This is a genomic window from Candidatus Oleimmundimicrobium sp. (genome assembly GCF_030651595.1).
In the GTDB taxonomy this organism is placed as follows: Bacteria; Actinomycetota; Aquicultoria; order UBA3085; family Oleimmundimicrobiaceae; genus JAUSCH01.
This window is the reverse complement of record NZ_JAUSCH010000051.1, coordinates 1-2,557: the sequence shown is the minus strand read 5'-3', so window position 1 is coordinate 2,557 and position 2,557 is coordinate 1. Positions and strand designations below refer to the sequence as shown.

General features: G+C 38.4%; 3 protein-coding genes and 1 tRNA gene. All 4 read right to left on the bottom strand.

Annotated features, from left to right (window positions below; all coding sequences use genetic code 11):
• Positions 1-1,178 (bottom strand): PAS domain-containing protein (locus Q7U95_RS03380; RefSeq protein ID WP_308751862.1); only part of this gene is annotated, 1,178 nt, incomplete at its 3' end.
• A 269-nt stretch (positions 1,179-1,447) separates the two neighbouring features.
• A tRNA-Leu gene (locus tag Q7U95_RS03375) sits at positions 1,448-1,535 on the bottom strand.
• A gap of 16 nt (positions 1,536-1,551) precedes the next feature.
• Complete coding sequence (locus Q7U95_RS03370; protein WP_308751861.1) at positions 1,552-1,800, bottom strand: GIY-YIG nuclease family protein; 249 nt, start codon at positions 1,798-1,800, stop codon at positions 1,552-1,554.
• 256 nt (positions 1,801-2,056) lie between these two features.
• Positions 2,057-2,557, bottom strand: a 501-nt coding sequence (locus Q7U95_RS03365) for an ABC transporter ATP-binding protein (RefSeq protein ID WP_308751860.1), incomplete at its 5' end; no start/stop codon positions are given.

Genomic DNA, 2,557 nt, shown 5'->3' with positions numbered 1-2,557 from the left:
TCCCTGGAACCGGCAAATATCTTACACACTTTCTTTAACAGCTTTTGAGGGTCGTCCTCTTTTACCATTAAGACATTAATCTTTCCTACGGTGGACAATGTCTTGTTTAAGTACTTGATGCGCTCCTCTGCTTTCTTGCGCTCGGTGATGTCTTCATAAACAACCACAATTCCTTTGTCTTTTAGAGTTTTTCCAATCGTTGAAGCAGTTACCATGCACATGATATCTTTACCGTCTTTGCGTCGACAAGGAAACTCTTCACCATAGGTTCGCTGTTTTTTAAGTCTGGGATAAAAATGCTTACCAATTTCCTTAAATCCTTCTTCAGACCTATACAGCACCCTTGTACTCTGGCCAATTAATTCTTCCGGCTTCCAGCCAAAGATGGTCTCAACACTTTCATTTGCAAAGGTGATTTGGCGTTCACGCAATACAACAACTGCATGAGGGACGGACCCAAGGATAGAAGATTTTAACTCCTCTGCCCTTTTACGCTCAGTGATTTCTATAAAGCTCTCGATGACACCAACAATTTTTCCTTCTTCATCTTTAAGTGGTGTGGCCATAAGATTAACCCATACTGTCTTTCCTTTCTTTGTGGTTCTCTCCATTTCTATCTCTATCCGCTCTACACCAGACATAATTTGACGAAGGGTGCATTTATCCGTGCCGCAATGAGGACCTTGAAATATTTCACTGCACTTTTCCCCTACTGCTTTTGCCGCTTTAACACCACAAAGAGAATCCATCTCTTTGTTTTGGTCGATGATTTTATAATCCGTATTAATGGCTCTTATTCCTCCGCCGGCAGAGCAAAAGATGGCTTCCATCTCCTTTTTCTTGTGCACCTCTTTCTCTGCTCGCTTGCGCCCATCGCTCACTATGCCTATCACGGAACCCACGAGAATAAACGCGAAACTCCTAAACAAAATGGATAATTCGACTTTGGGAAAGTGAGAGCCTATGTATAAGAAGGATAAAAACAAACTTACGGAAAGCCCACCCTTTAAGCCCCACCAAATAGCGGCCAAAACGATGGGAACATAAAATAAATGGGTGTAAACAATTTCTGTTTTCAAAATAAAATGAAAATAATACTCCAAACCAATACAGATAAGGAGTAAAACCACTATTATTAAAAGTTTAGACAATTTTCCCTTTGAAAAATTGTATTTCACTAAATTTCTCCTTAAGATTTTATAAAATCCAATAATTTATTTTAAATTTATCGACATTTAACAAGTTAGACTTTAATTTTTTTCTAACTATATGTAAAAAAGTAAACTTTATGATTTAGTTTAAGTTTAGTAAAAAATTAAACATTGAGACTTCTGTCTCTTAATGTTTCATAGAAAGATGCTCAAAAAGTTATAAATAATAAAGAATAATAACTAGAATTTTAACTATGTGTGTAGCTTGCTGAAGATTTAGATAAACTTTTAAAGAATGGTGTCGGGGGGGGGATTTGAACCCCCATGAACTAAATGTTCACTAGGCCCTCAACCTAGCGCGTCTGCCAATTCCGCCACTCCGACATATAAAAACTTTTATTTAATTTTTACCGTTTAAAATTTGCTTTAAAAACTCTTGGCCACAACCGGATTTTAAATACCTCTCTCTTTCAATAGCCGCTTTTTTGGTTTCACAAACTTCTTTATAAACAAGTTTTAACGGACGCCGCCCCTTTGTTGAATTCACTTGCCCTCGGTTGTGTTGTTTTAACCTTCTCTTGAGGTCATTTGTAAAACCTACGTATAACTTATTATCATAATTGCTAATTAAAATATAAATATAATACATAGATTTTCAATTCCTAATCATCCCTCAACCTAACGCGCCGCCCGCATCGGAGGCAAACCTGCCTGCCGTGAGACATGGCCACTCCGACATATAAAATTAACTCAATAAATACTACAAAAAGAGAAAGGATTAGTCCATATTTATTTTAGCATAATTTTGGCGCGAAGCACTTAGCTAAGAGTCGGTAGTTTATTAGTCGGGAGTTCCTTGGTTCCTTGGCTACGTGGCTTCTAAGTCGCTATGTCGCCAGCTTCCTTTAATCAACCGGTATTGGATTTGCCTTTGCAAAATGACATGCCACCCACCAATCTTTAGCAACCTCTCTCAACTCCGGCTCAGTATGTAAACAAATGTCTTGAGCAATAGGACAACGGGCATGAAATCTACAACCCGAAGGAAGATTAATGGGGCTGGGAACATCTCCCTTTAAAATAATCCGTTTTCTTTTCCTCTCTTTCTTTGGGTCCGGAATAGGTACAGCCGAGAGCAATGATTGTGTGTAAGGGTGATGAGGCTTACTGTATAACCCGTTATTGTCCGCAAGTTCAACAATTTTTCCCAAATACATAACACCAACCCTATCGCATAAATATTTTACAACCCCCAGGTCGTGAGCTATAAAAAGATAAGTTAGGCCAAGTTTTTTTTGAAGCTCGGCTAAAAGATTTATTATCTGAGATTGAACTGATACGTCTAAAGCAGAAACCGGCTCATCACAGATTATAAGCTTAGGATTAAGAGCAAGAGCCCTGGCAAC